The sequence below is a fragment of the Erwinia psychrophila genome, from assembly GCF_039023475.1.
GTDB lineage: Bacteria > Pseudomonadota > Gammaproteobacteria > Enterobacterales > Enterobacteriaceae > Erwinia.
Genome location: NZ_JBCHVB010000001.1, coordinates 674,815 through 697,338 on the forward strand (window position 1 = coordinate 674,815; position 22,524 = coordinate 697,338).

General features: G+C 59.6%; 18 protein-coding genes and 2 pseudogenes. 5 read left to right on the forward strand and 15 right to left on the reverse strand.

Features of this window, described 5'->3' with window-relative positions; all coding sequences use genetic code 11:
• Positions 1-2: 2 nt before the first annotated feature.
• Together AAH446_RS03050 and AAH446_RS03055 are read right to left on the reverse strand one after the other, a co-directional pair.
• Complete coding sequence (locus AAH446_RS03050; protein ID WP_342905243.1) at positions 3-923, reverse strand: transketolase family protein; 921 nt, start codon at positions 921-923, stop codon at positions 3-5.
• Entirely contained in the window at positions 920-1,726 is an 807-nt protein-coding gene (locus AAH446_RS03055; RefSeq protein ID WP_342905244.1) for a transketolase, read from the reverse strand. Before AAH446_RS03055 ends, AAH446_RS03050 begins: the two co-directional genes overlap by 4 nt.
• A gap of 371 nt (positions 1,727-2,097) precedes the next feature.
• On the opposite strand from AAH446_RS03055, the gene AAH446_RS03060 reads away from it, so the two are divergent.
• A complete protein-coding gene (locus tag AAH446_RS03060) occupies positions 2,098-2,889 on the forward strand; it encodes a DeoR/GlpR family DNA-binding transcription regulator (protein ID WP_342905245.1) in 792 nt (263 codons plus the stop codon).
• Positions 2,890-3,094: 205 nt separating this feature from the next.
• On the opposite strand, the gene AAH446_RS03065 is transcribed toward AAH446_RS03060, so the two are convergent.
• From AAH446_RS03065 to AAH446_RS03125, 13 genes and pseudogenes are all read right to left on the reverse strand, one after another.
• Positions 3,095-3,532: a hypothetical protein gene (locus AAH446_RS03065; protein WP_342905246.1), complete on the reverse strand. Its 438-nt coding sequence runs from the start codon at positions 3,530-3,532 to the stop codon at positions 3,095-3,097.
• Positions 3,529-3,873: a tlde1 domain-containing protein gene (locus AAH446_RS03070; protein ID WP_342905247.1), complete on the reverse strand. Its 345-nt coding sequence runs from the start codon at positions 3,871-3,873 to the stop codon at positions 3,529-3,531. Before AAH446_RS03070 ends, AAH446_RS03065 begins: the two co-directional genes overlap by 4 nt.
• Positions 3,860-4,177, reverse strand: a pseudogene (locus AAH446_RS03075) (type II toxin-antitoxin system RelE/ParE family toxin). Before AAH446_RS03075 ends, AAH446_RS03070 begins: the two are co-directional and overlap by 14 nt.
• Before the next feature lie 6 nt (positions 4,178-4,183).
• Entirely contained in the window at positions 4,184-4,450 is a 267-nt protein-coding gene (locus AAH446_RS03080; RefSeq protein ID WP_342905248.1) for a type II toxin-antitoxin system ParD family antitoxin, read from the reverse strand.
• Positions 4,451-4,528: 78 nt separating this feature from the next.
• Positions 4,529-4,852, reverse strand: coding sequence for a hypothetical protein (locus AAH446_RS03085; protein ID WP_342905249.1), 324 nt, complete (start codon positions 4,850-4,852; stop codon positions 4,529-4,531).
• A 5-nt stretch (positions 4,853-4,857) separates the two neighbouring features.
• A pseudogene (locus AAH446_RS03090) lies at positions 4,858-5,032 on the reverse strand (DNA primase); the annotation flags it as partial.
• Positions 5,033-5,135: 103 nt separating this feature from the next.
• Positions 5,136-5,975, reverse strand: a complete 840-nt coding sequence (cobA, locus tag AAH446_RS03095) for a uroporphyrinogen-III C-methyltransferase (protein ID WP_342905799.1) — start codon at positions 5,973-5,975, stop codon at positions 5,136-5,138.
• A 12-nt stretch (positions 5,976-5,987) separates the two neighbouring features.
• Complete coding sequence (locus AAH446_RS03100; protein WP_342905250.1) at positions 5,988-8,609, reverse strand: nitrate reductase; 2,622 nt, start codon at positions 8,607-8,609, stop codon at positions 5,988-5,990.
• On the reverse strand, positions 8,606-12,682 hold the full coding sequence (gene nirB, locus AAH446_RS03105; protein WP_342905251.1) for a nitrite reductase large subunit NirB: 4,077 nt from the start codon (positions 12,680-12,682) through the stop codon (positions 8,606-8,608). Before nirB ends, AAH446_RS03100 begins: the two co-directional genes overlap by 4 nt.
• A gap of 10 nt (positions 12,683-12,692) precedes the next feature.
• On the reverse strand, positions 12,693-13,478 hold the full coding sequence (locus tag AAH446_RS03110) for an ABC transporter ATP-binding protein (protein ID WP_342905252.1): 786 nt from the start codon (positions 13,476-13,478) through the stop codon (positions 12,693-12,695).
• Positions 13,478-14,377, reverse strand: a complete 900-nt coding sequence (gene ntrB, locus AAH446_RS03115; protein WP_342905253.1) for a nitrate ABC transporter permease — start codon at positions 14,375-14,377, stop codon at positions 13,478-13,480. Before ntrB ends, AAH446_RS03110 begins: the two co-directional genes overlap by 1 nt.
• Positions 14,374-15,636: a CmpA/NrtA family ABC transporter substrate-binding protein gene (locus tag AAH446_RS03120; RefSeq protein WP_342905254.1), complete on the reverse strand. Its 1,263-nt coding sequence runs from the start codon at positions 15,634-15,636 to the stop codon at positions 14,374-14,376. Before AAH446_RS03120 ends, ntrB begins: the two co-directional genes overlap by 4 nt.
• A 334-nt stretch (positions 15,637-15,970) precedes the next feature.
• Positions 15,971-17,257, reverse strand: coding sequence for a nitrate- and nitrite sensing domain-containing protein (locus AAH446_RS03125; protein ID WP_342905255.1), 1,287 nt, complete (start codon positions 17,255-17,257; stop codon positions 15,971-15,973).
• A gap of 460 nt (positions 17,258-17,717) precedes the next feature.
• Here AAH446_RS03125 and AAH446_RS03130 point away from each other — a divergent pair, with 460 nt between their 5' ends.
• The 4 genes from AAH446_RS03130 (at position 17,718) to tagF (ending at position 22,488) form a co-directional block, all read left to right on the forward strand.
• On the forward strand, positions 17,718-18,230 hold the full coding sequence (locus tag AAH446_RS03130) for an SH3 domain-containing protein (RefSeq protein WP_463322764.1): 513 nt from the start codon (positions 17,718-17,720) through the stop codon (positions 18,228-18,230).
• A 174-nt stretch (positions 18,231-18,404) separates the two neighbouring features.
• A complete protein-coding gene (gene icmH, locus AAH446_RS03135; protein WP_342905800.1) occupies positions 18,405-19,658 on the forward strand; it encodes a type IVB secretion system protein IcmH/DotU in 1,254 nt (417 codons plus the stop codon).
• The gene (tssM, locus tag AAH446_RS03140; RefSeq protein ID WP_463322778.1) at positions 19,655-21,772 is read left to right on the forward strand and encodes a type VI secretion system membrane subunit TssM; all 2,118 of its coding nucleotides are present in this window, start codon (positions 19,655-19,657) and stop codon (positions 21,770-21,772) included. Before icmH ends, tssM begins: the two co-directional genes overlap by 4 nt.
• A 17-nt stretch (positions 21,773-21,789) precedes the next feature.
• Positions 21,790-22,488: a type VI secretion system-associated protein TagF gene (tagF, locus tag AAH446_RS03145; RefSeq protein WP_342905258.1), complete on the forward strand. Its 699-nt coding sequence runs from the start codon at positions 21,790-21,792 to the stop codon at positions 22,486-22,488.
• Positions 22,489-22,524: the final 36 nt, after the last annotated feature.

Sequence of the window (22,524 nt, forward strand, 5' to 3'; positions counted from 1 at the left end):
CCTCAGGCGGCGGCGACAGCCTGGTGCAGCGTGGTCTTCAGCCCTTCGGCATCAATCCGGAACTGCCGGCGCAGCGCGCTCCGGCTGCTGCTGTGGGTAAATTCATAAGCGGGGATCCCAAGCGGGGTGAAGCGCTGACGTAGTCCGTGCCGCAGCATTATTTCACCGATAATGCTGCTCAGGCCGCCGCTCAGCACATGCTCTTCCATGGTGATCACCTGCTGGTGGCGGGTAATCAGCTCCACGACCGCCGCTTCATCAAGCGGCCACAGAGAAGGCAGCGAAACAAGGGTGATACCTTCATCCTTCGCCGCCAGCGCCTCATGCGCCAGCGTTCCCAGGCAGAAAACCAGCGCCCCTTCGCCCTGTTGTAAAACCTCAGGTTTACCCGGCACAAAACGGTAGCTTTCATCATGCAGCACCGGCACCTTATCGCTGTCCATGCGGATATAGACCGGGCCATTATGCTGAATGGCATAGCGGGCGATGGCGCTGGCCTGCACCGCATCCGCCGGCGCGAAAATTTGCAGGTTGCCAAAGGTGCGGGCAATGGCGATATCGTTGGTACAGTGGTGGGTGGCCCCCAGCGGGCCGTAGGCGAAACCGGCATTCAGACCGAGCATTTTGACGTTGGTTTCGGTGTAGCAGATGTCATTTTTAACCTGCTCATTCGAGCGGGCGAACAGGAAAGGCGCGGCGTTGGCGGTGAAAACGGTGCGCCCGCTGAGGGCCACCCCCGCAGCCATGCCGACCATGTTCTGCTCGGCGATCCCTACATTGATCACCCGGTCAGGAAACGCTTTCTCAAAGGGGGCGATCTTTGACGTTGAAGTCGAGTCAGCGACCATTACGCTGAGGTTCGCCCCATTATTCTGTTCGTCCACCAGCGTGGCGATCACGGCATCACGTAAATCTTGCATCATTCTTCCTCCAGCTCTGCCAGCCCAAGGGCCAGTTGCTCATCGTCCGGCACCGCATGGTGCCAGGCGGGTACGTTCGCCATAAAGGAGATCCCGTGGCCCTTTTCGGTATTAGCGAGGATCACGCGGGGTTTGCCCGCCGATGGCCGGTTAATGGCGTCAATAAGCGCCTGCGGATCGTGACCGTCGCACTCCAGCACCTCGAAACCAAAGGCCAGCCATTTATCCGCCAGCGGCTCCAGCGGCATGATCTCTTCCGTTTTCCCCGCGAGCTGTAAGCGGTTGCGATCGACAATGGCGATCAGGTTATCCAGCTTGAATTTGCTGGCGGACATCGCCGCTTCCCAGTTCGATCCTTCCGCCAGTTCACCATCGCCCAGCAGCACAAAAGCGCGACGGTGACCTCTGCCGGAAAGCTGATTGCCCAGCGCCAGCCCGACGCCGATGGGCAAGCCATGGCCCAGGCCACCCGAGTTGATTTCCACCAGATCCGGCAGCTTCTGACGCACCGGATGCCCGGCGAGCAGCGTGTCGTCGCCCATAAACTGATCCAGTACCTCAGGGTCGATCAGCCCCATGGCAGCGGCGCTACAGTACAAGCCTCCCGCGCCATGCCCTTTGGAAAGAATGAAACGATCCTGATCCGGCCTTTCAGCCTCTCTGTTCATGATCGCCATATAAAGCGTGCAGATGATGTCCACCTCTGAAAGGTCAGCGCCGGTATGCCCCTTGCCGGCCCGGTGATTCATTTGCAGGACATAGCGTCGGGCCTGCCGCGCTGTCCGTTTGATTGCCTGAATATCCATCCTCACCTCGTCGTGTGTGGTGCCGCAGGCCGGAGAGCCAGGTGGCTTTCTGCGACCTTTCATTTTCGAATAAAAATATACGCTATCGTTTAATACCGTATTGTGGCGCAGATCAAATTTCGAACAAAAGCAGATCAAAACCATAACCTATTGATTTAAAATAAATCATGCAATATACACGGGTAAGTAATGGATCAATATGGCAAAAAAAGGGGAGAAATAGCTGCTTTCTCCTCCGCTTTATTTTCATTTGAAAGTCACATTCTCTGGCGGATGCACTCGCATTCGCGGGGAACGGCGCGTAATATTTGCCCTGACGGCAGGACTGACGCGGGCTGGTGCCCGTAAATCAGGATTAGGGAGAGTTTCGGTTGAAAAGCAAGAATGAGCAGTTAGCGGATATGCAGCAGCGACGCGAAAAAATTCTGGAGATGATCCGCGAAGACGGTACGGTCACCGTCAAAATGCTGACCAGCGCCTTTGGCCTGACGGAAGCGACCATTCGCACCGACCTGCGCATCCTGCAAAAAGAGGGTTATGTGCAGCGGTTTCACGGCGGGGCAACGCTGGTGACCGGGAAACAGAATACCGGCGCGCTGATGCTGGAAAGGCAGACGCACCTCGACGAAAAAGAGGCGATAGGCCGGCTGGCTGCCCAGCATATTGAAAATGGGGATACGGTGATTTTCGATTCCGGTACCACCACCACCGCCATCGCCCAGCAGATAAGTCATATCCGCAAGCTGTCGGTAGTGACCACGGCGGTGAATATTGCGCTGATGCTGGGGGGCGAGCCGGGGATCAATATTCTGCTGACCGGCGGCACTTTTAAGTTTCCCACGCTCTCCACCTCCGGCGAAAAAGCCGCCAGCTTTTTTGAGAACGTGCTGGCGGAGAAGCTGTTTCTCGCCACGGCCTGTATCTCACCCCGGCTGGGGCTGAGTTTTCCGAGCGAAACTGATATCAAAGTGAAAAGCGCGATGATCAAATCGGCCAGCACGGTCTACGTAGTGGCTGATTCCAGCAAAATCGACAAAGTGTCAATGTTCGCTCTGCCCTGTGACTGGAGCAACATTCACTACCTGATCACCGACAGCGGCATTTCCGCCGGGGCGATCTCGGCGTTCGAAGCCCTGGGCGTGGAGGTGCTGGTTGCGCGGTAAAGGCTGACCACATCACCCAGGATCTCGTTTAGCATCACCAGGCCGTAATATCAAAAGCACGGCTTCTTTCATTTTCAGAGCCGGAAAGCGCGGCATGCTCGTGAAAAATGGCGGTCGGGTGGCTCCGGTTAAACGCCGCCTGCAAGCCAGGAGACGAGGAAGGATGAAGAGAAGAACCCGGCCTCTTGCTGGCCGGGGATTAATGTTACTCAACCTGACGGGCTTTATCTGTTTTCCATTCCTCATATGTTGCTTCAAGGAACCACAGACAGGATGCGCCCTTATCCGTACTCAGCAACGCCAGACGTGTCCGCTGATAAAAATCCTCCAGAATCGCGGACGGCTTTTCAGCCGGCACCCCACAGACAATATCCGTCCCAATCATATGCGGCCATTTACGGGCATCAAGTACGCTGAGCGCGTTCAGCGCCCCGGGGGTATTCGTCGTCAGTGCCGCCGACAACGCATCTTCCAGGCTGATAGCCTGCTTAACGTCGGCGACGGCTGCAAGATCGGGGGCTTTGTTGAGCCATATCTGCTCACCAGCGGCAATGCCTCTTAAGGCTTCTGGCCAGTGTATTGTGGCCGCCATTGATACAGTAACCATGCACGGGAGCAACAACAGTAAAACCTGGCTCCTCATCGCACCACCTCAAGCGTTCCACCTTCCCGCAGAATGCGTCGCCTCGTGGACAGCGACAGAATGATACAGCCTTCTGACGCGAATCCGGCGGGCTTACCGACGCGCTCACCATGTATACGGAAGGCAGAACGGCCAAAGGACTCCCCTGAGGTTTGCTCCAGAATAATGGTATAAGGCCCTTTGGATGCAGAATGCCCCGCAATTTGATACCTCCCCCGGGGAAGTGGCCCCATTCCTTTGACATGCTGGCGATCCGGGTTGTTCTTATTGGTCAGACTGCCGGAATAGCCAGTCTCGACCCATTCGCTCTTCAGGCAGCTTAGGGCTTCAGTCTGTTTCATCCGGCATCAGGCTGCTTTCATAGTCCTGACCACCATGCCAGATACTTGCAATTTGGACCTGCCCATCCTCCACCCCGAACGCGATGATTGTTCGTTTCCGATAGTTCGTTACTCTCAACCCCGTCATCAGATCATCTCTGACGTTACCCCTGTGCGGGAACAGGCTCAGGCTTTCACAGTAGCTGATGATGCCTTATGTATATGAGGTTGCCGTTTTTTCACCTGCCACCTCAGTGAGATAACGCCATAGTTCCATAACCTGCATTTCAGCTTCCGGTGAGAAGATGACCTGATAATGCTCCATGCTTATCTACTTTTCATTATGCAGTTCCGCCAGCTTTGCCCGCAGTTCAGTGCTGCTGATCCCACTCTCCGGGTTGGCTTTCAGTCTTTTCAGCGCCGGTACGGCTTCTTCCCGTAGCCAGTTTTCCACTGCCCGATCGCGGGCTGCCAGTGCGCGGATGCCTTCACGGATCACCTCACTTTCTGAGGCATATTCTCCGCTCGCCACCCGGGCTTTTATCTGGGCGGCCATTTCATTGGGTAAAGTGATACTCATCTGTTGTGTGGTTCGCATTGTCTTATCTCCCCGCCAGGTAGGATTTAATCATACTCACTCTTTTTATCGCTGTCAGGCTTTCCCCTGTCGTTTTTTTCAGCGCCAACAGTATCCGGAGCACAGCTTATCCGGCGTTATCTTTATCCCTTCCTGCGGCGAGGCCAGCCGTTCCCGGACGGTTTTTAACAGCCTGTCGTTCTCTTCATTTTCAACCGCGGCTTTCAGCACTGCCATACGGCGGTTCATCTCTTCATTACTGATGGCGTTCCTGTCGCCTCTGTCGTAGCGGTCGAACGCTTCCCGGATTTCCTCTTCCAGTTTTTCAGCACTCTTTCTGTCGTTATCCCTCTTCTCCGCCGGATGCGTCCTCTGATGCATCTTTTGCAGATGTCCCGTCGCCAGCGAGGCAAGCCACTGCACAAGAAGCTGCGCGTTTTGTCACTCATGAACGTCAGCTGTGCGGCGAACGGGTTTACCACCTTCAGCGGCCTGGTGCAGCGCGGTGATGTACGCCTTTTCATTCGAGGCCAGCATCCTTTCCAGCGTCTGAGCGTAGCGCCGCGTGTATCGCTTCGTCTGCTCTCTGGACTCCTTTAACGTTGCGAGCGGATTAAGGCTGCATTGTGACAAGCCCCGCTATAGATTGACACTTCTGTTTAACATACTGCTTTATCAGATCCTCCTTAAGCGTCTGGAAAATCTGTCAACGCGATTCAAGATGGAACGCTTCTGCCGCAGCGTTCGAAGCCCTGGGCGTGGAGGTGCTGGTTGCGCGGTAAAGGCTGACCACATCACCCAGGATCAGCAGCGAAGGTGACTGCGGTGACTGCTGTCTGACCGTCTCCGGCAGCGCAGCAAGCGTGGTGATAATTACCCGCTGATCGGCTCTTGTTCCCTTTTCAACAATGGCGACCGGAGTGTCAGACCGGCGTCCGTTAGCGATCAGCCGTTCGCTCAGCGCCCCGCACCAGGTCAGCCCCATATAAAACACCAGCGTCTGCCTGGCGTCCCGCAGGCTTTGCCACTCCAGGTCGGGGCGCCCATCCTTGCCATGACCGGTGATAAAGCGTACCGACTGCGCCATATCCCGGTGCGTCAGCGGGATGCCGGTGGCCGCCGCGCAGCCTGTCGCCGCCGTGATACCCGGCACGATATGGCAGGCAATCCCGGCGTCCTGGATACAGCTCATCTCCTCACCGCCCCGGCCAAAAATAAAGGGATCGCCGCCTTTCAGCCTGATCACCTGCTGTCCGGCAGCGGCCAGTTCGACCAACAGCTGGTTGATCTGCGCCTGCTTCAGGCCGTGAAAGCCGGGCGTTTTTCCCACATCAATGCTCAGGGCCGTGGCGGGGATCCGCGCCAGAATTTCATCGCTGACCAGCCGGTCAAATACCACCACTTCGGCGTTTTCGATCAGCCGCAGCGCTTTCACCGTCAGGAGATCCACATCGCCCGGCCCGGCACCGACCAGCCATACCGCACCCGCCTTACTGCTTTGCGCGCTGGTTAACAGTTTTTCCAGCGACGGAAGGATTGTCGTCATCATTTACCTCACTCAGGCAGCCGTTCGCGCAAGGGCGATCAGCCGGGATAATTCGGGAAGGCAGGAGCCGCAGTTGGTGCCGCACTTTAGCCGCGCGCCCAGCGCCTCCGTGCTGTCACAACCTGTCGCGATCGCCTCGTTTATCTGGTTCTCCCCCACGCCAAAACAGCTGCATACCGTGCGGCCCGCAGCGCACCCTGCTGACGCTCTTCCGCTGAGCAGGGCAAAGCGCTGCTGCGCCGTGGCGGGCGGTTCGCTGAACGCGGCCAGCACGGCTTCCCGCGCCACTGCCGGGCGCGGGCCGCTGAAAAAGGCCAGATCGAGCTGCCCGCTGCGCCACCCGAGCAGGTGATAGAAATCCTCTCCGGCTCCGGCAGTTTGCAGCATCAGCCCGCTGGTCATCCCCTGTTGCGCCAGCCAGCTCGCCGGATCGGCCTTCCCGGCAACTAAATAGCGCGTCACCTCTCCTTCAGGGATCCGCACCCACCATAGCGGGCCGCCTTCGCCTGTCACTGCGCCTTTCCGCATATAGAGCGTACCCTGCCAGTCGGTCTGCCAGCGGCCAATCCGTACCGCGGTCTGTTTGCTTTCCGGCTGGCCGGAGAGCGGACAAACCTCCGGCGCCACCAGCGCATCCACTTTTCCGTGGCTGGCATACTGACTGTTCCAGTGCATGGGAATGAACAGGCTGCCCGGCGTCTGGGCCTCGCTGAGGATCGCGCGGCAGATCATCCAGCCGCTGGCGGACTGCACGCGCATCAGCTCGCCGTCAGCAATGCCGCTGCGCGTGGCATCCAGAGGATGCAGTTCGCCAAAAGGCTCACTGTAGTGCTGCATCAGACGCGGCACGCTGCCGGTCCGGGTCATGGTGTGCCACTGATCGCGAATTCTGCCGGTGTTCAGCGTAAGCGGATAGGCGCGTGAGGGCTGGGAAGAAGGCAGGCGCGGCGTCAGGGGGATCAGCCTGGCTTTGCCATCCGGATGATAAAACTGCCGGTCGCTGAACAGCCGGGCGCAACCGGCGGGATAGCGGGTATTGACCGGCCACTGGAGAGGGCTCATCCGATCCCAGGCGTCATCGCTCAGCGACGCCAGTCCGCTGATATCAAACGCCCGGCTTCCTTCATTCTCAAAGCCGGAAAGCGCGGCGTGCTCGCGAAAAATAGCGGCGGGATGGTTCCAGTTAAACGCCGCCTGGAAGCCAAGACGCTGCGCGACCTGGGCGAGGATCCACCAGTCAGGGCGCGCCTCGCCCGCCGGTGGCACAAAGCCCCGCTGGCGGGAGATGCGCCGCTCGGAGTTAGTCACCGTGCCATTCTTCTCTCCCCAGCCCTGGGCAGGCAGAAGAATATGCGCCAGCGCAGCAGTGTCGGTCTGCGCCGTGACGTCAGAAACGATGGTCAGCGGACAGCGGCGCAGCGCTTCGGCCACCGCCAGACCGTCGGGCAGCGACACCGCCGGATTGGTGCCCATAATCCAGATCGCCCTGATCTCACCTCGCGCCACCGCCTGAAACAGCTCAACCGCTTTCAGGCCGGGCCGATCCGCCACCTGCGGGCTCTGCCAGAAGCGCCGAAGCCGGTCAACATTCTGCGGGGTAAAGTCCATATGCGCCGCCAGCTGATTTGCCAGCCCGCCCACTTCGCGTCCGCCCATCGCATTAGGCTGACCGGTCAGTGAAAAAGGCCCGCTGCCTGCCCGTCCGATCTTGCCGCTCGCCAGATGGACATTGATAATGGCATTGCATTTATCGCTGCCGCTGGCGGACTGATTAATCCCCATGCAGTAGAGCGTCAGCGCCTCCGGCGAATTCAGGAAAAGCGTGTAGAACTTCTCCACATCTTCCGGCGGCAGCCGGCAAAACTCCGCAACCCTCGCTAACGGCCACTCTGCCGCCGCCAGCAGCGTCTCCTCCACGCCGTCAAGGTGAGGCAGCATGGTGCTATCCACGCCCTGATGCAGGGCCAGCCAGTGGAGCAGCCCGCTGAACAGCGCCGCGTCGCTGCCCGGCCTGAGCGGCAGATGCAGGTCCGCGCCGTCACAGGTCGCCGTCCTGCGCGGATCGATGACCACAACCTTCATCTCTGGTTTCGCCTGTTTTGCCTGCACCAGCCGCTGCCAGGCAACCGGATGTGCCCAGGCGGTATTGGAACCGGCCAGCACGACCAGATCGGCCTGCGCAAAGTCCTCATAGCAGCAGGGCACCGCGTCCGCTCCCAGCGCCCGCTTATAGCCCACCACCGCCGACGCCATGCAGAGCCGGGAGTTGGTATCAATATTCGCCACGCCGAGGAAGCCTTTCATCAGCTTATTGGCTACGTAATAATCTTCGGTCAGCAGCTGCCCCGAGGCGTAGAACGCCACCGCCTGCGGCCCGTGTTCACGGATAACAGCGCTGAGCCGCTGCGCCACCGTATCCAGCGCCTGCGGCCAGCTGGCCCGGACGCCGTCTACCTGAGGAGAGAGCAGCCGGCCTGCATGACCCAGCGTCTCGCCCAGCGCGGCCCCCTTTACGCAGAGGCGACCAAAATTGGCTGGATGCGTGGCGTCGCCCGCAATCCGGCAGCCGCCCTGCCCGTCAGTGGCGATCTCCACGCCGCAGCCCACGCCGCAGTAAGGGCAGGTGCTTTTCATGAGGCTACCGCCTGCGCCAGCGCCATCTCCTCGCTGGCGACCCAGACGCGCCCCGCCTCCACCTTCACCGCCCAGCAGCGTACCGCCGCTCCGCTGTTATCAAGGGCCTGGCCGTCACAGAGGCGAAAGCGCTGCTTGTAGAGTGGCGAAATCACGACAGGTTCGCCGCCGCTGTCGCCCAGTATGCCGCGTGAAAGTACGCTGGCCTGGGTTCCCGGCTCCATATCGTCCAGCGCATAGACCTGCTCATTCAGGCGGAACAGCGCGATACGCTGAGCGCCGAGCCGGGCGCCAATCCCGGCCTGAGGGGGGATCGCATCAAGGTCGCAGATCGCGGTCCAGGAGACGAGCGGATGAGCAGGTGCGGCGGGAAGCGGCGCGGTGGCGGGCCGGATCTGACCGCGCACCTGCTCCCAGCGTACCGTTTCATCCGGCTGCTCGCTGTTCAGCGTCGGCCTGAAGAGCGCCAGCCGCTCCGGGCTCTCCAGCGTGGTCTGCCATTCACACTGATAGCTCCCGACCACGCGCGCCATCTCCTGCTCCAGTTCTTCCGCTATGCCCAGCGAATCTTCCATCACAACCTGGCGAAGATAGCTTAAGCCCCCCTCCAGGTTATCCATCCAGACGCTGGTACGTTGCAGGCGGTCGGCGGTGCGCACGTAAAACATCAGCAGACGATCGACGTAGCGGATCAGCGTGGCGTCATCCAGATCGCTGGCAAAAAGATCGGCATGTCTTGGCTTCATGCCGCCGTTGCCGCAAACGTAGAGGTTCCAGCCGTTTTCCGTGGCGATTACGCCGATATCTTTACTCTGCGCCTCGGCGCATTCACGGGTACAGCCCGACACCGCCATCTTGATCTTGTGCGGCGCGCGCAGTCCCTTGTAGCGATTCTCCAGCGCGATGGCGAAGCCGGTGGAGTCCTTCAAACCGTAGCGGCACCAGTCAGATCCGACGCACGATTTTACGGTACGCAGGGATTTCCCGTAGGCGTGGCCGGTTTCAAATCCTGCCGCCAGCAGCTCCTGCCAGATGGCCGGTAGCTGATCGAGCCTCGCGCCGAAGAGATCGATGCGCTGACCGCCGGTGATTTTGCTGTAAAGGTTGTAGCGTTCCGCCACTTTGCCAATGGCAATCAGCCCCTGCGGGGTAATCTCACCACCGGCAATCCTGGGCACCACCGAGTAGGTGCCATCTTTCTGGATATTGGCAAAGTAGCGATCGTTAGTGTCCTGAAGCGGCAGATGCTGCGGCTTGAGCAGATATTCATTCCAGGTGGAGGCGAGCAGCGATCCGGCCAGCGGCTTGCAGATCTCACAGCCCAGCCCCTGCCCATGCCGGGCGATGAGCGCATCAAAGGTTTTGATTTCGCCTACCCGGATAAGATGGTGCAGCTCCTGGCGGGAATAGGCGAAATGTTCGCAGATGTCTTTTTTGACCTCCACGCCCATGCAGCTCTGCTGATATTCCATTACCTGTTTAACCAGCGCCGTACAGCCGCCGCAGCCGGTCGCCGCTTTGGTACAGCTTTTCAGCGCGGCCATATCGCCACAGCCCGCGGAAACGGCGGCACAGACGTCGCCCTTGCTGACGTTGTGGCAGGAGCAGATTTGCGCACTGTCCGGCAGCGCCGCCACGCCCAGCGCCTTCGCCGGCGCGCCCTGCGGCTGCGGCAGGATCAGCCCTTCCGGTGAGGCAGGCAGCGCCATCTCATTCAGCATCATTTGCAGCAGCGTGCTGTAATCACCGCTGTCGCCTATCAGTACGCCGCCCAGCAGGCGTTTGCCGTCGGCGGAGACCACGATTTTTTTGTAGATCTCCTGTGGCTCATTGTTCCAGTAATAGCTCTGACTGCCTGCGGTGCGCCCGTGCGCGTCGCCGAAGGAGGCCACTTCCACGCCGAGCAGCTTGAGTTTGGTGCTCATATCCGCGCCGGTAAAGGCGGCTTGTTCGCCTGCCAGCGTTGAGGCCAGTACTCTCGCCATCTGATAGCCCGGCGCCACCAGGCCGAAGATCTGTCCATTCCACAGGGCACATTCGCCAATGGCATAAATGTCCGGATCGGAGGTGGTACAGCCGCTGTCTATCGCTATGCCGCCGCGCGGCCCCAGGCTGAGGCTGGCGTCGGCGGCAAGGCGATCCTGGGGACGGATCCCGGCGGAAAACAGCACCAGATCGGTCTCCAGCATGCTACCGTCGGCAAAGCTTAACTGCAGCGAGCCGTCCGGCTGGCGGGCAATTTGCTGGGTCGATCTGTCGGTCAGCACCTGGACACCCAGCGCCTCAATTTTGCGCCGCAGCATCGCCGCGCCGCCCTCATCCAGCTGAACGGCCATCAGGCGTGGCGCAAATTCCACCACGGCGGTTTCCAGTCCCAGCCGGGTCAGCGCGTTAGCCGCCTCAAGTCCCAGCAGCCCGCCGCCAATCACCACGCCGCGGCGCGCCTGTTTCGCTTTCGCGGCAAGCGCATCCAGATCGTCCAGCGTGCGGTAGACGAAACAGCTGGCGTCATCGCTGCCCGGCACCGGCGGCACAAAGGCGTAGGAGCCGGTCGCCAGCACCAGCTTATCCCAGCTCATCTCATGGCCGTTGGCCTCGCGCACGCAGCGCCGTTCACGATCGATGGCTACCACCGGGCAATGGCTCCGCAGCTCAATGCCGCTGTCGGCAAAGAAATGCTCGCTCACCAGGGAAAGTTCCTTCGCCCCTTTGCCGGCAAAGTAATCGGAGAGATGCACGCGATCGTAGGCCACATGGCGCTCTTCGCCGTAGACCACGATGTGATACTGAAGATGCAGCGAGCGCGCGACCAGCTGCTCAAGGAAGTGGTGGCCGGTCATGCCATGTCCGATAACAACTAACGTAGGTTTGCTCATTTTTGTCTGTCCTGCAGCCGCTGGCTGCGCTGAATAATCAGGATCGAGAAGCACGCGCGGATCGCAGCGCATGCCGCTTTGCCGCTGCCGGTTTAAAGTGACGCTGTCACTTGTATCGCCATACAGCAGGATGCCCACCAGCTGGCGGTCGCGGAAAAAAAGGCGGCGATAGTGGCAATCGATTGGGTCAAAGGCCTGCGCCGAGGTGATGCCGGGCGCGTCAGAAATCAGCCCGGCGCTGAACACGTCGGTGCCGGTGACCTTGAGTCGGGTCCCGGCCTCTTCAGCGACAAAATCCGCCACGGGCTGGCCGGCAAGGCGATGCGCAAGCACGCGGGCCTGGGTCAGACAGGGTGCCACCAGGCCAAAGGTTTCCCCTGCCATTTCGCAACACTCCCCGAGCGCGCTGACGTCCGGGACCGCCGTGCGGCACTGAAGATCAACCCGCACGCCCCGTCCACAGGGAATACCCGCCGCAGAGGCAAGTGAGATTTCCGGTGACACGCCAGTAGCCACAATGACCTGCCCGGCGGGGATAACGCTTCCCTCGCTCAGCGTGACGCTGTCCGCCTCGATACGGGTGATTTCGCAGCCAAGACGGCAAGTTATCCCTCGCTGGCGCAGCGTTTGCGCCAGTAACGCCCCCGCATGCGCATCAAGCTGACGATCCATCAGCCAGTCGTTACGGTGGATAAGCGTGACGTCACGCCCGCGCAGCCGTAGCGCCGCTGCCGCTTCGATGCCGAGCAATCCACCGCCGAGTACAACGACCGGCCCGCGCCCGGACAGCATGCGGTTGACATCGGCAAGGGTACGGAAGCCCATGACGTGTGGAAGATCGTTGCCGGGAATGGCGGGCATAATCGGCTGAGATCCGGTCGCGAGTACCAGCCGATCCCAGTGCAGCCTTCTCTGCGAAGTGGTGACCGTTTTCGCCGCCGTATCCAGCGATAACGCCTCTTCGCCCTTCAGAAACCGGATGTTGCGCTGCTGATACCACGCCGGATCGTGCAGGACCGTTTCCGCAAAGGCTTTTTCACCGCTCAGCACCGGCGAGAGCTGGATGCGGTTGTAATTGCCCAGCGGCTCGCGACCAATCACGGTTATGCGGTAACGCCCAGGCGCAAGCTGCCACAGCGTTTCCACCATGCGCATGCCGGCCATGCCGTTGCCAATCACCACCAGATGTTCCGCCATCGCCTTCTCCTTACGCCACCGACTGCTTTTCGTAGAGAAAATGCAGCACCTGCTGGCGCAGCTGGTGATAACGCGGCTCGCTGGCCAGCGCCACTCTTGAACGTGGGCGCGGCAGATCGACCTCCATTATTTCGCCCACCGTTGCCGCCGGACCGTTAGTCATCATCATCACCCGATCGGAGAGCAGCACGGCTTCGTCCACGTCATGGGTGATTAGCACGATAGTGGTGTTGAGCTTTTCCTGAATGCTCATCACCGCATCCTGCAAATGTGCCCGGGTTAAGGCATCCAGCGCGCCGAAAGGCTCATCCATCAGCAGCACCCGCGGCTTCATCGCCAGCGCCCGGGCAATGCCGACCCGCTGCTTCATGCCGCCGGAAAGTTCGCCGGGCCGCTTATCCAGCGCATGATGCATCTGCACCAGCTCAAGGTTGTGCAAAATCCACTCATGCTGCTCCGCCTTACTCATGCTGTTTCTGAACACCTGGCCGACCGCCAGCGCCACGTTGTCATAGGTGGTGAGCCAGGGCAGCAGCGAGTGATTCTGGAACACCACCGCCCGCTCGGGGCCCGGCCCGGCAATCTCCCGATTATCGCACAGCAGCACCCCTTCGCTCGGGCTGGTCAGTCCGGCAATCAGATTGAGCAAGGTGGATTTGCCGCAGCCCGAATGGCCGGTCAGGCTCAGGGTTTCCCCCTGGCGGATGCTGAAGCTGACGTTATCCAGCGCGAGGAACTCGCCCTGGGCGCTGTTAAACCGCTGATTGACGTTTTGTACCTGAATAATGTTCTGCATCAGTTGCCCCCCTTCTGTCCGTCCTGCCAGGAAAAACGGCGCGCCAGCAGCATCAGTGCCTGCTCCAGCAGCAGCCCGACCACGCCGATAATGCCGATGGCGATCAGAATGTTTTCCACATTGAGATTGTTCCACTCGTTCCAGATCCAGAAGCCGATCCCCTGGCCCCCGGTCAGCATCTCGGCGGCGACGATAACCAGCCAGGCGATGCCGATGGAGAGCCGGACACCGGTCAGTACCGCAGGCAGCACCGCCGGAAACAGGATCTTGCGCATGATGGTGAACTCAGAAAGCCTCAAAACTTTCGCCACGTTGAGATAATCCTGCGGGATACGCTGTACGCCTTCAGCGGTGTTAATAACCATTGGCCAGATCGAGCAGATAAAAATGGTCCAGCTCGAAGCGGGTTCAGCACGCTGGAAAAGCAGCAGGCCGATCGGCAGCCAGGCTAGCGGGCTGACCGGGCGCAGCAGCGAAATGATCGGGCTGAACATCCGCCCCAGAAACAGGTAGCGACCGAGCAGAAAACCGGCCGGGATCCCCACCAGCGCCGCCAGGCCAAACCCCACCGCCACGCGCTGCAGTGACGCCAGCACGTTCCAGCCGACGCCCTGATCGTTGGGGCCGGCGTTATAGAACGGATCGGCAAAGAGCGTGACCGCCGCCTGCCAGGTTGAAACCGGGCCGGGGAAGCCCGTGCTGTTCAGCGCCGCTATCTGCCAGACGACCAGCAGCAGAGCTATGCCGCACACGCAGGGGATCATGCGCTGCATCAGCGGTCGTAAAACGCGACGGCGGGCGACTGGTCGCGGTTCAGGGCGGGTTTTCAAAGTAATGATCTCAGCTTCTGGCGGGGTGGTTTCTGCCACCAGCGGAACGATACGGGCCTCGTTTTTCATTTCTGACCTCCTTTGTTAATGGCAAAGCTGGCGGCGTACTGCGCGGGCTTACTGCCGTCCCACACCTTGCCGTCAATCAGCGTGCTGCTGCGCATTTCGCTCTGCGGCAGCGACACGTTACCCACAGCGGCGGCGGCCGCTTTATAGATATCGATACGGTTGATCTGTCTGGCGACGGCCAGATAGTCCGGATCCTCCTGCAATAATCCCCACCGTTTCTGCTGGGTAAGGAACCACATGCCGTCCGAAAGCCAGGGGAAATTGACCTCGCCATCGTTAAAAAAGCGCATGCCGTGCGGGTCCTGCCAGCTTTTACCGAGGCCGTTTTCGTAGTAGCCGAGCATACGGCCCTCAATAATGTCGGGTTTGGTATTCAGCCAGGCGCGCCCGGCGATGACGCTGGCGGTTTTCTTACGGTTCTCGTCGGAGGCGTCAATCCAGCGGGCCGCTTCAAGCACGGCGGCGGTCAGCGCCCGGGCCGTATTGGGATTCTCGTTAACCCAGGCGGCACGCGTGCCGAGGATCTTTTCCGGGTGATCGGGCCAGATGCCCTGTGAGGTTTCCGCCGTGAATCCGACCTGCTCGGCGATAGCGCGCTGATTCCAGGGCTCGCCGACGCAATAGCCGCTCATATTGCCGATCATCATATTCATCACCATCTGCGGCGGCGGTACGACAACGGTGCGAACATCGGCAAAGGGATCGATACCGGTGCTGGCCAGCCAGTAATAAAGCCACATGGCATGGGTGCTGGTGGGGAAGGTATGGGCAAAGGTGTAGGTGCCTGCCGGGCTGGCGCTCACCTTTTTCTGCAGGCCGGCGGCATCGGTGACGCCCGCCTCTTTCAGCTGGTTAGAGAGCGTTATGGCCTGACCGTTCTGATTCAGGGTCATCAGATTCGCCATATCATGCTGCGGTCCCGCCACGCCAAGCTGCAGGCCATAGAGCATGCCGTAAAGCATGTGGGCGGCATCCAGCTCTCCGGAAGTCAGTTTATCGCGCACCGCTGCCCAGCTGGCTTCTTTGCTCGGCACAAGGGAAATGCCATATTTTTTATCAAAGCCTTTCACGGCCGCCATCACCACCGGCGCGCAGTCGGTTAGCGGGATAAAGCCGACGCGGACGCTCTTTTTCTCCGGCGCGTCCGATCCTGCCGCCCAGACGCTGTTCATCAGGCCGGGAACCAGATAGCTGCCGCCCAGTAAGGCGCTGCCGGTAAGAAATCGTCGTCTGGAGAGCGGAAAACTCGTTTTGCTCATCTTCTGGCTTCCTGAAAGAAATAAAAAAAGGCGCCCGACCACCACGCGAAGCGCATGGGGTTGGACGCCTTTATCCAAAACACTCGTCTCACCGCCGTTGGCGAAACAAATGCAGCTATGTAATTTAAGTTATTGCAAAGGCTGTGCCAGAAAAGCGGCAGGAAAATCTGTACTGCCTTTCAGAGGGAAACAGCTGGCTAACGCCGTAAAGTAGCAGGATATTTATTTACGGTTTTGGCACTTCTGCTCTCTACCACCGGAAAGCGGAGTCCGGCTTGAGGCCACCGTTTCTGCCCCGGCATGAGGCATAAACGCCCGCACTTTGTGCAACTACTCATTTAGGGGTAGCCGGAAAAACATCCGCCACCGCAAGCAGCGCCTCAGCGATATCCACGATGCGCCGGTTCTGATCCATCGCCATTTTGCGTAACGCCTGCCACGCCTGCTCTTCACCGTAATGATGATGGCGAATCAGCAGGGCTTTGGCCCGATCGATCTGCTTACGGTCGCTGAGCGTGGCCCGCATCGCGGTCAGCTCATCGTCCAGCGCTTCCAGCTGACGGGACTGCGCTTCAACCAGGCCCAGTACCGATCTGCCCAGCCCCGGCGTGAGGCCGCCGGTGTCCAGAGACTGGCCCTCCTGCTTAAGCCAGTCCTGACCCGCCACGTAGACGCTGAAAGCAGGCCCGGTATCGATCTGCGCCACCAGCGCATCAATATCCCCCTCCTGCGCCTCCTGCTGATGCTGAGCCTGACGAATACTTTCCCGGCAGCACTGCATCAGATGCTGCGCCAGTTCATCCTCCACCTGCTTGAGGCCGTCAATGCGGCGCGTCATCCGCTGATACCAGCGCAGCGCCATTTCCGCTCCGTCACCCTCAGGCGCGCTGCGCGTGCAGGCGATACGACGGAGCCGCTCAATGTCACTTTCGCCCTCCGCCAGACCACGCCAGCGCTGGAGGCTTTTCGCATCGGCAAAGTGGCAGAAGTGGGTAAAACAGCGCTCCTGTGCCTCAATCAGCCCCAGCATCCTTTCGCGCTGACCGGCAGAGAAGCTGCCCGCCGCATAGCCAGCCGAGCCCGTTGCCCTCTCCTGCCCGGCCAGCTCTTTCCCCTGCATAAAACTGAACATCGCGATCAGCGCGCGGGAAACCTGCGGGTCGGATGCGGTGTCGATCATCTCAAAAGCGAGGTTAAGCAGCTGGCGGATGATATGGCTGAATTGCCGCATCGCCTCGTCATGGCTGAGCCTGAAGTGGCGCACATTCTGCCGCAGTGACGCAAGACCACCGAGCGCATGCAGCGCGGCCGCTATCCGGCTGTAGACTCTGACGTGGCCCGGTGGCGCTGTCAGCTCCCCGTTCAGCGGCGGCAGGCTGGACAGCATACTGGCCAGCGTCGTGGCGACCTGACGCTCCCGGACCGGCAGCTCATCGCCAAACATTGTTCCCTGCGAGCAGAGCCAGATATTGCTGACGCCACGTTCCCGCTGGAGCTCATGGACAAGCTGGCTGATTTCGCCGGTGAGCTGACCGGTCTGTAGCAACGTTTGCAGGCTGGCAATCTCGGACTGACGGGACGCCATCAGATAGGCGCGTGCCGACGGAACTGGGGTAGGCATAAACGCTTCTCCTGAAGAGGGATAAAGCTAAATTTAAGCAATAATCATGCCGGACAGGGTTAAGTAGCTGGGATATAGCGCCGGGAGAGGGAAAAAGCGCAAAAAAAAATATTCTTTATCTCTGTTAATCGTTAACCTGGCTTATGGTTATAATTTCCTGTAAAACCCCTTTATATTGCCGCAGGCGATCGAATGCGTGACGGTGCAATCTGGACAGTTCATTGTTATTTATCCAATTTACGCCCTGTCACTTTTATCTGTTCCCGTAACGGGCTGACGGCAGCTAATATCATGTCATCTGCTGCACTGCAATGGTTCCCAATCTCAAATACGTAAGGTAGACTGTTAACGATTTTATCTTTCTGTAAACCCGCGTAATTTTTACCCTGCCACCGCCCGCCCGCGGCCAGTTTCAGGAAAAATTAGGTGGTGTTACGCTTGTGGACTATAAGACTCACTGATGAAATGCACGAGGACCTCTGTGAAAATAAGCATCGCGTTAACCCTGCTGGCCGCCCTGACCCTGGCCGGATGTAAAGCGCCTCCTCCTCCTGTGACCGATGATACGGTTGTCACCAGTGAAGTCGATGGCGTGACGCTGACCCACCGCTATGCGGTGCAGCCGCCTCACTCTTTTACGCCGGTCAATGAGACCTACCGGGCGCTCTACGGCGCTACGGTGATGACCCGTCCCGATTTTGGCGGCAAAATTGTTCGCTATCTGGAAAACGGCAAGCCCTTCAACGTGCTGGGTCTGGTCGAGGGACACTGGCTGGCGATCGCCGATGAAGAGCAGCTTCAGTTAATTGGCTACGTGCCTTTCAAAGCGGGCGTCAAAAACGATCTTTATGACGCCACCGTGCGCAGCGATCGGCCCAGGCCCCGCAAAAGCACCAACAAGGTTTGCGTCGATGTTGGCGGGAAAAGCAAAGCCTGTCGCAATAACGATACCGCAACCTGGATTCTGGAATAATCGCCTTATACCCTCAGACAGAGGCTTGCAGAGTGGCCGGTGTTTCTCTCACGACGCACAGTTCGTGGTACAGAGGTTCATTAACCCGCAGCAATCCGGACAAGAGGGGTGTGCCAGGGATGGCAATGTCCTCCCGTTCGACGGGACGGGCAGCCACACTGCCTGAGCGGTGCCATCAGCAGAGACCGTAAAACCCAGATGACTCAGGAATACGCCGCTGACTTGCAGACTCCGGTCAGCCAAGACAATCCGTTACTCACTGCCGCCGCGCCGTTGCTGAATGCTATTGTGCAGATTCGCCTGGCGGCAACACATGACGATCCCGCCGGTCTGCGCCAGCAACTGGTCGATGAGATCCGTCAGTTCGAAATGCGCTGCAAACAGGCGGGCCTTCCCTTCGATATGATTATCGGCGCCCGCTACTGTCTCTGTAGCGTGCTGGACGAAGCCGCCGCCCAGACGCCCTGGGGATCGCGCGGCATCTGGTCCGGCAACGGTCTGCTGGTCACCTTCCATAACGAAATCTGGGGCGGCGAAAAGGTTTTCCAGCTCTTATCGCGAATCTCCCACACCCCTGTTCAGCATCTCTGGCTGCTTGAAGTCATTCATTACTGCCTGCTGCTGGGCTATGAAGGCCGCTATCGCGGGGCTGAGCAGGGCCGCCTTCAGCGCGACGCCGTCCGTAGCCGTCTGGCTCAGCTGATTAGCGATACGCGGGGCGTCCAGGCGCTGCCGGCCAGCCCGGAACCGCTGATCCCCGCCGGACAAAGTACGCTCTGGCGACCGCCGGTGCCGCTGTGGGTCTGCGTCACCGTCACGGCCTTTATCGCCTGCCTGATCTATTCAGGCCTTAACTGGCGGCTGGGTAACGCCGCGGAGCCGGTGCTGCGGGCGATCTGGGAAACGCCTCTGCCCAAAGGTGGGATAGACAGCCGCAGCAGCGCCAGCCAGGCGCTGCTGGATTTACGTACGCGGCTGGATGATATGATCTCCGCACGGCAGCTTGACGTTGCTGACGGCACCAATGGCAGTAAAGTCATCGTCCCCTCGGACACGCTTTTTGCCAAAACAGGCACCGACCTGACGCCGCAGGGGCGGGCGATTATCTCCCGTATCGCGGCCGCGATGGATACGATTAAAGGCACTATTATGGTCAGCGTCTATACGGATGATCAACACGTTCGCTCCAGCCATTTCCCTTCAAATTATGAGTTTTCCCTCTCCCAGGCTCGTGCTATTACGGCTCTGCTTAACCAGCAGATGACGCAGCCGGAACATGAGGTGCATGGTGAAGGACGGGGCGACAGCAATCCCCTGCTGCCGAATGACAGTGACGAGAACCGGGCCCAGAACCGGCGGGTGGAAATTACGTTATTACCGGCGCCGGAAGTTCAGCCCGGCAGCAACAGCGAGGCGGGTACCCCCTGATGTCCACTCTACTCTCTTTTTTCTTAAGCCGGCTGTTCCTGGGCTTCCTCGGCATTACTGCCCTGGCCGCCCTGATCTGGAACGGCGGCCCGCATCTCTCCCTCAGCGGCATCCACTGGCTGGAAAGCGCGCTTAACCGCCAGGTTGCCATCGGGGTTTGCTATTTTTTATGGATTCTCTTTCAGCTGATCCCGCAGCTTTACCGCGCCTGGTTTAACAGTAAGCTGCTCACAAACCTTCAGCATCCTGACGTTGATCGTGAAGAGCAGGCGGTGACCGAAGAGATGCTCGCTTCCCGCTTCAGTGAAGCGATCGCCATGCTGAAAAAGGCGCACTTCCCAGGCCGTGAACGCCGGCAAAAACGGGGCTGGCTGAAGCGGTTTCAGGCGCAGTACCTTTATGAGCTGCCCTGGTACATGATCATTGGTGCGCCCGGCGCAGGCAAAACGACGGCGCTGGTCAATTCAGGTCTGGAATTTCCGCTCAGCGATACCCTGGGAAAAACCGCCCTGCGCGGCGTTGGCGGCACCCGTCACTGCGACTGGTGGTTTACCCAGGAGGCGGTGCTACTCGATACCGCCGGCCGCTATACCCTTCAGGAAAGCCAGCGAGCCCGTGATGCCAGCGAATGGCACTCTTTTATTTCGTTGCTGAAGCGCTTCCGGGCGCGCCAGCCGATTAACGGCGTGATCATGACGCTCAGCGTGGCCGATCTGCTGAGCGATTCGGCGGAAGCGCGTTTCGCCCAGGCGACCTCGCTGCGCCAGCGCCTGTCGGAGCTCCATCAGCAAACCGGCATCCACTTTCCGGTTTACGTCATGATGACCAAGACCGATCTGCTGAAAGGCTTTATGAGCTATTACGCCTCGCTGGATAAAAGCCAGCGCGATCGGGTATGGGGTTTTACCTTCCCCTGGGAAGCGGACAGGCAGGGTGAGACGGCGGTCAATGCCCTGTTCGAAGAGAAGTTTCATACGCTTTCAACCAGGCTGATGGAAGACCTTGCCGGCAGGATGGCGAAAGAGAGCGATCTGAGCCAGCGCGCCGAGTGTTTTCTGTTTCCTCAGGAGTTTGCCTCACTGCGGCCGCTGCTGGCCGAGTATCTCGATATCGTCTTCTCGCCGGAGAAGGAAGAGATGCCGTGGGCACCGCGCGGTATTTTCTTCACCAGCGGCACCCAGGAGGGACTGCCTTTCGATCGCATCATGGGCGAACTGACCCGTAAGCTCCAGCTGCCACAGCCACTCAGCCACTCCATTGCCAGCTGGGATACCGTGAACCGTAACTCGCCGATCCCGGCTAACCGGGAGCAGAGCTATTTTATCCGCGCGTTGCTCAGCGACATGATCTTCCGGGAAAGTCACCTCGCCGGCAGCGACCGCTCCTGGGAGCACCGCAATCGTCTGCTGCACTGGGTCGGTTATGGCTTGCTCAGCCTGACGCTGCTGGTCGCCACACTATTGTGGAGTACCAGCTATTATAAAAATCAGCACTACCTGAGCCAGGTTGCGGAACGCCTGCCTGCGATTGAGCAACAGGCGCAGCGGCTTTCAGCCAACAGCAGCGGGACGATTCTCGACCTGCTGCCTTTCCTGAACAGCCTGGTGGCGCTGCCGCAAAGCGATGCGTTTTCGCCCGCCGCTCCGCCGCTCAGCATGCGGGGCGGTTTGTACCGTGGCGATCAGATCGGCGACGCGGCAATGGGTATTTATCAGAACGCCCTGAAGACGTTGCTGCTGCCCCGCGTGGCAAAAAATATTACCGCCACCTTGCGCAACGATAAGGGAGAAGACAGCGAGTTCAGCCGCAATGCGCTGCGCGCTTACCAGATGCTCTATCAGCCGCGCTCCTATGACGGTGAGTTTCTGCGCGCCTGGGTGATGCAGAATTTACAGCATACTCTGCCTGCCGGCGTGACCACACGGCAGCTCCAGCAGCTCGACTGGCATCTCAGCCAGCTGCTGGACCGTCAGGTTCAGATCTCCCCGTTCGCCCGGGATAATGCGCTGATGATGAGAAAACTGGCGATTCATCTCGATAATGCGGGTCAGCAGAGTGAATTTTCATCTGCCTTTATTCCCGCGACAGGCCGGACTACCGCGCTTGTTCACTGACAGAGAAGGTCATGACTATGGCAGAAAGGTATGACCTCGGATGGTATGGCAAGCTGCCCAATACCGGTGATTTTTTACAGCAAAGGCTGCCCGAATCTATTGTCTCCAGCTGGTCGGGCTGGTTTCAGCAGGGGCTGAATCATCTGCATCACCATAATGAAGGCGGCAGCGAGACCTTCCGCCGGGCGCCGGTCTGGAATTTTGCGCTGCCTGCCACGCTTGGCGTACAGCGGGTGCAGATTGGGTGCATGTTACCCTCCCGCGATCGCGTGGGGAGGGCGTGGCCCCTGATTGCGCTGCAAAGCGTGCCGGTAAGCCACTGGCATCCGGCGCAGCTGATGGTTTCCGGCGACTGGTTTTTGAAGCTGGGAGAGGCGCTGCACCGGGCGGTGAGTACGCCGTCAACGCCCGATGAGCTGGCGCAATCGCTGCGCTCGCTGATGCCGCTGTCGCTACCCGATAACGGGCAGTCAGCTATTATGGATGTCATAGGCTATCAGGATCTGCCCTGCTCCCTTGCCTGGCGGGAGGTGGCCGATCGTTTCGATCCGATGCAGTACACCAGCTACTGGTGGACCAATCAGAGCGACGGCTATCCGCTGGCCAGCCACAAGCACAGCGGAAATCTGACGGCACAGCTGTTTTCACTTTTATTCGATCCGGCCGCCGTCGCGGCACCGGGGCGACATGGACTCTATCCGCCAATGTTTGAATAGAGTTAGCTGGCCTGTGGGCCATGGCTTCAGGAAAAG

Excerpts from the sequence above, each read along its gene's own strand:
- AAH446_RS03050 (WP_342905243.1), bottom strand. The coding sequence starts at position 923 with ATGATGCAAGATTTACGTGATGCCGTGATCGCCACGCTGGTGGACGAA.
- AAH446_RS03055 (WP_342905244.1), bottom strand. The coding sequence starts at position 1,726 with ATGGATATTCAGGCAATCAAACGGACAGCGCGGCAGGCCCGACGCTAT.
- AAH446_RS03065 (WP_342905246.1), bottom strand. The coding sequence starts at position 3,532 with ATGAGGAGCCAGGTTTTACTGTTGTTGCTCCCGTGCATGGTTACTGTA.
- AAH446_RS03070 (WP_342905247.1), bottom strand. The coding sequence starts at position 3,873 with ATGAAACAGACTGAAGCCCTAAGCTGCCTGAAGAGCGAATGGGTCGAG.
- AAH446_RS03080 (WP_342905248.1), bottom strand. The coding sequence starts at position 4,450 with ATGCGAACCACACAACAGATGAGTATCACTTTACCCAATGAAATGGCC.
- cobA (WP_342905799.1), bottom strand. The coding sequence starts at position 5,975 with ATGACGACAATCCTTCCGTCGCTGGAAAAACTGTTAACCAGCGCGCAA.
- AAH446_RS03100 (WP_342905250.1), bottom strand. The coding sequence starts at position 8,609 with ATGAAAAGCACCTGCCCTTACTGCGGCGTGGGCTGCGGCGTGGAGATC.
- nirB (WP_342905251.1), bottom strand. The coding sequence starts at position 12,682 with ATGGCGGAACATCTGGTGGTGATTGGCAACGGCATGGCCGGCATGCGC.
- AAH446_RS03110 (WP_342905252.1), bottom strand. The coding sequence starts at position 13,478 with ATGCAGAACATTATTCAGGTACAAAACGTCAATCAGCGGTTTAACAGC.
- ntrB (WP_342905253.1), bottom strand. The coding sequence starts at position 14,377 with ATGAAAAACGAGGCCCGTATCGTTCCGCTGGTGGCAGAAACCACCCCG.
- AAH446_RS03120 (WP_342905254.1), bottom strand. The coding sequence starts at position 15,636 with ATGAGCAAAACGAGTTTTCCGCTCTCCAGACGACGATTTCTTACCGGC.
- AAH446_RS03125 (WP_342905255.1), bottom strand. The coding sequence starts at position 17,257 with ATGCCTACCCCAGTTCCGTCGGCACGCGCCTATCTGATGGCGTCCCGT.
- AAH446_RS03130 (WP_463322764.1), top strand. The coding sequence starts at position 17,718 with ATGAAATGCACGAGGACCTCTGTGAAAATAAGCATCGCGTTAACCCTG.
- tagF (WP_342905258.1), top strand. The coding sequence starts at position 21,790 with ATGGCAGAAAGGTATGACCTCGGATGGTATGGCAAGCTGCCCAATACC.